Source organism: Streptomyces sp. NPDC003943 (assembly GCF_053605265.1).
Genome location: NZ_JBSGIW010000166.1, coordinates 1 through 6,928 on the forward strand (window position 1 = coordinate 1; position 6,928 = coordinate 6,928).

8 protein-coding genes are annotated in these 6,928 nt (G+C 75.0%); 2 read left to right on the plus strand and 6 right to left on the minus strand.

Going from position 1 to position 6,928, the window contains the following annotated elements:
• Positions 1 to 838: IclR family transcriptional regulator domain-containing protein (locus ACWEV0_RS35290; protein ID WP_453153900.1), on the plus strand; the 838-nt coding region annotated here is incomplete at its 5' end.
• Here ACWEV0_RS35290 and pcaDC read toward each other — a convergent pair.
• From pcaDC to ACWEV0_RS35320, 6 genes are all read right to left on the minus strand, one after another.
• Positions 804 to 1,955, minus strand: a complete 1,152-nt coding sequence (pcaDC, locus tag ACWEV0_RS35295) for a bifunctional 3-oxoadipate enol-lactonase/4-carboxymuconolactone decarboxylase PcaDC (protein ID WP_453153901.1) — start codon at positions 1,953 to 1,955, stop codon at positions 804 to 806. The two genes, ACWEV0_RS35290 and pcaDC, sit on opposite strands and share 35 nt — an antisense overlap.
• The gene (pcaB, locus tag ACWEV0_RS35300) at positions 1,952 to 3,316 is read right to left on the minus strand and encodes a 3-carboxy-cis,cis-muconate cycloisomerase (RefSeq protein WP_453153902.1); all 1,365 of its coding nucleotides are present in this window, start codon (positions 3,314 to 3,316) and stop codon (positions 1,952 to 1,954) included. Before pcaB ends, pcaDC begins: the two co-directional genes overlap by 4 nt.
• A complete protein-coding gene (pcaG, locus tag ACWEV0_RS35305; RefSeq protein WP_453153903.1) occupies positions 3,313 to 3,888 on the minus strand; it encodes a protocatechuate 3,4-dioxygenase subunit alpha in 576 nt (191 codons plus the stop codon). The genes pcaB and pcaG overlap by 4 nt, the downstream gene beginning before the upstream one ends.
• Positions 3,889 to 3,893: 5 nt before the next feature.
• Positions 3,894 to 4,676, minus strand: a complete 783-nt coding sequence (gene pcaH / locus ACWEV0_RS35310; RefSeq protein ID WP_453153904.1) for a protocatechuate 3,4-dioxygenase subunit beta — start codon at positions 4,674 to 4,676, stop codon at positions 3,894 to 3,896.
• Positions 4,677 to 4,743: 67 nt separating this feature from the next.
• Positions 4,744 to 5,400, minus strand: a complete 657-nt coding sequence (locus ACWEV0_RS35315; RefSeq protein WP_453153905.1) for a CoA transferase subunit B — start codon at positions 5,398 to 5,400, stop codon at positions 4,744 to 4,746.
• Positions 5,397 to 6,149, minus strand: coding sequence for a CoA transferase subunit A (locus tag ACWEV0_RS35320; RefSeq protein ID WP_453153906.1), 753 nt, complete (start codon positions 6,147 to 6,149; stop codon positions 5,397 to 5,399). The genes ACWEV0_RS35315 and ACWEV0_RS35320 overlap by 4 nt, the downstream gene beginning before the upstream one ends.
• Positions 6,150 to 6,333: 184 nt before the next feature.
• Between ACWEV0_RS35320 and ACWEV0_RS35325 the strand changes: the two genes are divergently transcribed.
• On the plus strand, positions 6,334 to 6,795 hold the full coding sequence (locus ACWEV0_RS35325) for a MarR family winged helix-turn-helix transcriptional regulator (RefSeq protein ID WP_453153907.1): 462 nt from the start codon (positions 6,334 to 6,336) through the stop codon (positions 6,793 to 6,795).
• The last annotated feature ends 133 nt before the right edge of the window (positions 6,796 to 6,928 follow it).

The window sequence follows — 6,928 nt, forward strand, 5'->3', positions numbered from 1 at the left end:
GCCGGCCGCGGCGAGCGGGCTCGCGGCCTGGACGGGGGCGTCCAAGCAGGAGCTGGGCCGGGAGTTCGTGGAGTCGCTGGCGCGCGGCCTGACCGTGATCACGGCGTTCGGCGAGGGCCGGGCCGCGCTGCCGCTGACGGCGGTCGCCGAGGCCACCGGTCTCGCCCGGGCCACGGCCCGGCGCGCGCTGATCACCCTGGAGCACGTGGGCTGTGTGGCGGTGGACGGGCGGGAGTTCCGGCTGACGCCGCGCGTCCTGTCGCTCGGGTTCGCGCCGCTGTCACGGACGACGCTCACCCGGATCGCCCAGCCGCACCTCGCCGACCTGGCCGAGCGGGTGCGCGAGTCCACGTCCCTGGCCGTGCTGGTCGGCGACGAGGTCCAGTACACCGGCCGGGTCGAGACCAGCCGCATCATGAACGTCCACATCACCGTCGGCACCCGCTTCCCCGCGTACGCGACCTCCATGGGCCGGGTCCTGCTCGCGGGCCTTCCTGCCGGGGACCGCGCCGCCCGGCTCGGTGGCTCCGAGCTGCGGCCGCTCACTCCGTACACCGTGACCGGGCGCGCGGAACTCGACGCGCTCCTGGACCGGGTGGCGCACGACGGGTACGCGCTGGTCGACGAGGAGCTGGAGGAGGGGCTGCGGTCGATCGCGATGCCGGTGCGCGACCGGGCGGGCCGGGTCGTCGCCGCCGTGAACGTGGCCCTGCACGCCGCCCGCCGCTCGCGCGAGGAGTGCGTGCGCGAGGTGCTGCCGGAGCTGACGGCCGCGATCGCCGGCATCGAGGCGGATCTGCACGTCACGGAGCGCTTCGCCCGGGTTCCGGCGCACTGAACTCTTCGCCGAGGACGCGCTGCGCCACGGCGAAGGCGGAGTTGGCCGCCGGGACGCCGCAGTAGACGCCCGTCTGGAGGAGGGCGGCGGCGATCTCCGCGCCGGTCAGGCCATTGCGGCGGGCGGCGCGCAGGTGCAGGGCGAGTTCGTCGTGGTGGCCGTGGGCGACGAGCGCGGTGAGGGTGATCAGGCTGCGTTCGCGGCGGCTGAGGGTGGGGTCGGTCCAGATCTCGCCCCACGCGTAGCGGGAGATGAAGTCCTGGAAGCGGGCGGTGAGTTCGGTCTGCCGGGCCTGGGCCCGGTCGACATGCGCGTCGCCGAGGACCTCGCGGCGGACCTTCATGCCGCTCCGGACGGGCATGTCCGCGAAGTGGGCGCGGAGGGCGGCGAGCACGGCCCCGGGGCGCTCGGCGACGGCCAGGTGCGAGGCGCCGGGGATCTCGGTGAGGGCGGAGCGGGCGACGGCGTCGGCGATCTCCCGGAGATGGGCCGGCGGGGTCGCCGGGTCCTCGCGGCCCGCGATCAGCAGGGTGGGCGCGGTGATGCCGGCCAGCCGGTCGCGCAGGTCGAAGGCGGCGAGCGCGTCGCAGCACGCCGCGTACGCCTCAGGGTCGGCGAGCCGGTGGTCGTCGACGAGGCGCGGCACGGTGAACCCAGGCGTGAACCAGCGGGCGTCGGCGGTCTCGGCGAGCTTCGCCAGCCCTTCGCGCCGGACCGTCGCCGCGCGCTCCTCCCAGGACGCCGAGCCGCCGAAGTGGGCCGACGAGCAGAGAACGGCGAGGCGTTCGACCCGCTCGGGATGGTGGGCGGCGAGGTGGAGGCCGACGGCGCCGCCGAGGGAGACCCCGGCGTACGAGAAGCGGTCGGCGCCCAGGGTGTCGGCGAGGCCGAGGACCAGCCGCGCCAGGTCGGCGACGGTCGCGCCCGGGCCGATGAGTCCGGCGGGCGAGCGGCCGTGGCCGGGCAGGTCCCAGCGGACGACCCGGTGGGTGAGGGAGAGTTCGGGGGCGACGGCGTCCCACAGCGCGGTGGAGGTGCCGAGCGAGGGGCCGAGGATCAGGACGGGCGCGGTGGCGGGTCCCTCGGCGACATGGTGGAGGGTGCGGTCCGGGGTCAACGTCGCTCCAGGGCTCGGTCGGTGAGGGCTCCGGCGCAGCCGGTGGCGCGGGCGGGATCGGCGAGCTCGGCCAGCTCGGCGGGATCGAGTGCGGCCGATTCGACGTGCTCGGCGAGGAGTTCGGCGAGCGGGCGGCCCTCGGCGCGGGTCCGGGCGGTGAGTTCGGCCAGCAGCGCCCTGGCCCGGGCCCTGCCGAGGCGCGGGGCGAGGGCGGTGGCGAGCCGTTCGGCGACGAGGAGTCCGCCGGTGAGGTCCAGGTGGGCGCGCATGGCGGCCGGGTCGACGCGGAGTCCTTCGGCGAGGGCGGCGGTGTGGTGGGCGGCGCCGCCGACGAGCCGCAGCAGGTCGCGGAGCGGTTCCCATTCGGCGTGCCAGGCGCCGGCGGGGCGCTCGTCCTCGGCGGCGAGGCAGGAGTACAGGCTCGCGGCGAGGTGCGGGGCCCGCCGGGCCGCGGAGGCGACGAGGGTGGCGCGGACCGGGTTCGCCTTGTGCGGCATGGCGGACGAGCCGCCGCCCTCGCCCTCGGCGACCTCGGCGATCTCCGTGCGCGAAAGGGTCAGCACGTCCACGGCGACCTTGCCGAGCGCCCCGGCGGTGAGCGCGAGGACGCCGGCGAGGTCGGCGACCGGGGTGCGCAGGGTGTGCCACGGCAGCAGGGGTGCGGCGAGGCCGAGTTCGCGGGCGTACGCGGCGGGCAGCGCGGCCGCGGCCACGGGGGCGTCCGCACCGGCGGCATCGGCGAAGGCCGCCAACGTCCCGGCCGCGCCGCCGAGTTGGACGGGCAGCCCGTCCCGTACCGTCGTGATCCGGTCGCGGGCGTCGAGCACCAGGGAACGCCAGCCGGCGGCCTTGAGGCCGAAGGTGGTGGGCACGGCGTGCTGGGTGAGGGTGCGGCCGGGCATGGCGGTGTCGCGGTGGGCGGCGGCGAGGGCGGCGAGCGCCCGCTCCGTACGACCGAGGTCGGCGAGGACGAGGCCGAGGGTGCGGCCGGCCACCAGCATGGCGGCGGTGTCCAGGACGTCCTGGCTGGTCGCGCCCCGGTGGACGTACGGCCCCCACTCCCCCGCCGCTACGGTCAGGTCGGCGACCAGCGGGATGACCGGGTTGCCGCCGGTGCGGGCGCGCAGGGCGATCGAGCGGAGGTCGAAGCGGCCGGCTTCGGCCGCGGCCCCGGTCACGGCGCGGGCGGCCTCGTCGGGGGCGGTGCCGGTGGCGGCCTGGGCGCGGGTGAGGGCGGCTTCGGCGTCGAGGAGCGCCTGGAGGAAGGCGGTGTCGCCGGTGGCGGCCTCGGCGGGCGAGCCCGCGCGTACGGGGTCGAGCAGCCCCGAGTCCGGGAGCGCCCCGCCGCTGGGCGGCGTCACGGGAACTCCAGGAAGACGGTCTCGCCCTCGCCCTGGAGGCGGATGTCGAAGCGGTGGGTGCGGTTCGGCTCCGGGACGGCGACGAGGGTGGCGCGCCGGTCGGCGGGGAGCCGGTCGAGCAGCGGGTCGGGGCCGTCACCGAGATAGGCGCGGGTGTAGAGGTGGTGCAGGAGTCCGCGGGCGAACACACAGACGCTGATGTGGGGTTGACCGGGATTGCCGGGCGGCAGGGTGTGCAGCGCGTAGTGGCCGTCGGCGTCGGTGGCGACGCGGCCGAAGCCGGTGAAGACGGTGCCGTCGCGGCCGAGGTGGCCGCCGGTAACGGGGTCGCGGCGCAGGGACCCGGGGGCGCCGGCGAGGGAGCCGTCGGGGGCGGCCTGCCAGAACTCCAGGAGTGCGTCGGGTATGGGGTCGCCGGCGCCGTCGAGGACGTAGCCGTGCAGCGTGATGCGCTCGGGGTGGCCCTCGGGGGCGACGCGCTCGCCGCCGGGGAAGGGCAGGGCGTAGCCGTAGAACGGGCCGACGGTGGCGGACGCGGTCGGCGGCAGCAGGGGCTGGGTCCGGGTGCTCATGACGGTCACCGGCCTTCCTCGGTCCAGGTGGCGGCGGGCCCGTCGAGGACGATGTCCCAGGCGTAGCCGAGCGAGAACTCCGGCTGCGACAGGCCGTGGTCGTAGCGTGCGACGAGCCGCTCGCGGGCGGCGGCATCGGTGACGGAGCGCAGGATCGGGTCGTGGGCGAGGAGCGGGTCGCCGGGGAAGTACATCTGGGTGACGAGCCGCTGCGTGAACGCCGTTCCGAAGACGGAGAAGTGGATGTGCGCGGGGCGCCAGGCGTTGCTGTGGTTGCGCCACGGATAGGCGCCGGGCTTGACGGTGGTGAAGGCGTAGCGGCCCTGATCGTCCGTCAGAGTCCGTCCCACACCGGTGAAGTTCGGGTCGAGCGGGGCCGGGTGCTGGTCGCGCAGATGCGCGTAGCGGCCGGAGGCGTTCGCCTGCCAGATCTCGATCAGCTGTCCGCGCACCGGGCGGCCGGCGCGGTCGAGCAGGCGCCCGGTGACGGTGATCCGCTCGCCGAGGGGTTCGCCGCCGTGTGCCCGGGTGAGGTCGTTGTCGTACTCGGTGACGTCGGTGACGCCGAACACGGGGCCGCTGAGCTCCACGGCCTCCGGGTCGCCGGCGGCGTCGGGGCCGACGGCGACGAGCGGTCGGCGGGGGTGGCGCAGCAGGGAACTGCGGTACGGGGGGTAGTCGCGCGGCGGGTGGTGGCGGACCGGGGCGCCGGCGGCGAGCGCGGTGTCGTAGGCGTCCTGGAGGGCGCCGATCTCGGCGTCGATGCGGTCCTGCGTGAGCTCGGTCATGAATCCTTCCGCGAGGAGTGGGAGTCGGGGTGGGCAGGCGTGCGGGGAGGACGGCGGGGAGCTGCCGTCAGCCGACGGCCTGCCGGGCGCCGTCGGGCAGCAGCACCGGGGCCGCCGTCCGGGCCGCCACCTCCTCCGGCGTCACCCCGGGCGCCGTCTCGACGAGGACGAGCCCCTCGGCGGTGACGTCGAGGACGCAGAGGTCGGTGATGACGCGGTCGACGCAGCCGCGCCCGGTGAGCGGCAGGTCGCATTCCGCCACGATCTTCGGGGTGCCGTCCTTGGCGGTGTGCGTCATCAGCGCGATGACCGTGCGGGCGCCGTGGACGAGGTCCATGGCGCCGCCGATGCCGGTGACCATCCGGCCGGGCACGGCCCAGTTGGCGAGGTCGCCACGGGCGGAGACCTGCATGGCGCCGAGGACGGCGACGTCGATGTGGCCGCCGCGGATCATGCCGAAGGAGAGGGCGGAGTCGAAGCAGGAGGCGCCGGGGAGGAGGGTGACGGTCTCCTTGCCGGCGTTGATGAGGTCGGGGTCGACCTCGTCCTCGGTGGGGTACGGGCCGGTGCCGAGGATGCCGTTCTCGGAGTGGAGCACGACCTCGACGCCGGCGGGGAGGTGGTTGGGGATGAGCGTCGGCAGGCCGATGCCGAGGTTGACGTACTGGCCGTCCCCCAGCTCCCGGGCGGCGCGCGCGGCCATCTGTTCGCGGGTCCAGGTCATCGTGTCGTCCTCTTCTCTATGGCCTTGTCGGCCGCCTGCTCGGGGGTGAGGGCGAGCACGCGCTGGACGAAGATGCCGGGCAGGTGGACGTGGTCGGGGTCGAGGGCGCCGGGTTCGACGAGTTCCTCGACCTCGGCGACGGTGATCCGGCCCGCCATGGCGGCCAGCGGGTTGAAGTTGCGTGCGGAGGCGTGGAAGACGAGGTTGCCGTGCCGGTCGCCCACGGCGGCGCGGACCAGGGCGTAGTCGGTGCGGATGGCGTGCTCCAGGACGTGCGGGACGCCGTCGAACTCGCGCACCTCCTTGGGCGGCGAGGCGAGGGCGACACCGCCCTCGCCGTCATGGCGCCAGGGCAGGCCGCCGTCGGAGACCTGGGTGCCGACGCCGGCCGGGGTGTAGAAGGCCGGGATGCCGCAGCCGCCGGCGCGCAGGCGCTCGGCGAGGGTGCCCTGCGGGATGAGCTCGACCTCGAGTTCGCCGGCGAGGTACTGGCGGGCGAACTCCTTGTTCGCGCCGATGTACGAGCCGGTGACGCGGGCGATCCGGCCGGCGGCGAGCAGCACGGCGAGGCCGGAGTCGAGGGCGCCGCAGTTGTTGGAGACGACGCCCAGGCCGCCGATGCCGCGGGCGTGGAGGGCCTGGATGAGGGCGTTCGGTACGCCGCTGAGGCCGAAGCCGCCGACGGCGAGCGTCGCTCCGTCCGGGACGTCCGCCACCGCCTCGGCGGCGGTGGCGACCACCTTGTCCATGGAGGGCCTTTCGGTTCGCTCGGGGAGGAGGAAACATAGTCGGTGAATTTAGTCAGTGCACTGAGCATCTCCGCCGACCGGGCCATGCTGACAGGCGCCCGGTGCGGCGTCAACGGGTCGGGGGCATCACATGGCGGACGGGTATCGTTCCGTGCGCCGACGAAACGACAGAAGGAGGCACGCCATGGCCGCGGTGGACCTGACCACGCATCCCGGGCACCTGGCCCGGCGGCTCCAGCAGGCACACCATCTGCTGTGGACGACGATGGTGTCGGAGGAGATCACCTCCCCGCAGTTCGGCGTGCTCAACGCCCTGACCGCCGAACCGGGGCTCGACCAGCGGACCGTGGGCGAGCGGGTGGGCCTGGACCGGTCCACGATCGCCGAGGTGATCAGCCGCCTCACCCGCCGCGGCCTGCTCGACAAGGTGCGCGACCCCGAGGACGGCCGCCGCTTCCTGCTGCGCCTCACGGACGAGGGCGCGCGCACGCACAAGCGCCTGAAGGTGCGCACGGCCCGGATGAACCAGGTCTTCCTGGCACCGCTCTCCCCCGAGGAGCAGACGCTCTTCCTGTCGCTGATGCGCCGGGTCTCGGACGCGGCGGAGCAGCTGCGCAGCCCCGCGGAGCCGGTGTCCGCTCCGTAGGGCCACGCATGCCGATACGGCCGATGCCGTCGTCAGCGCACTGACCGACGGCAAGGACCGGACAAGAACCCCCCCGGGCGCCCAAAGAAAAACCGCCTGAGGGTCCAACCGGTTGTTTTGAATCCCCGCAGGA

Bases quoted from the DNA above. Each gene is read 5' to 3' on its own strand.
- ACWEV0_RS35320 (WP_453153906.1), bottom strand. From the start codon at position 6,149: ATGGACAAGGTGGTCGCCACCGCCGCCGAGGCGGTGGCGGACGTCCCG.
- ACWEV0_RS35325 (WP_453153907.1), top strand. From the start codon at position 6,334: ATGGCCGCGGTGGACCTGACCACGCATCCCGGGCACCTGGCCCGGCGG.
- pcaG (WP_453153903.1), bottom strand. From the start codon at position 3,888: ATGAGCACCCGGACCCAGCCCCTGCTGCCGCCGACCGCGTCCGCCACC.
- ACWEV0_RS35315 (WP_453153905.1), bottom strand. From the start codon at position 5,400: ATGACCTGGACCCGCGAACAGATGGCCGCGCGCGCCGCCCGGGAGCTG.
- pcaH (WP_453153904.1), bottom strand. From the start codon at position 4,676: ATGACCGAGCTCACGCAGGACCGCATCGACGCCGAGATCGGCGCCCTC.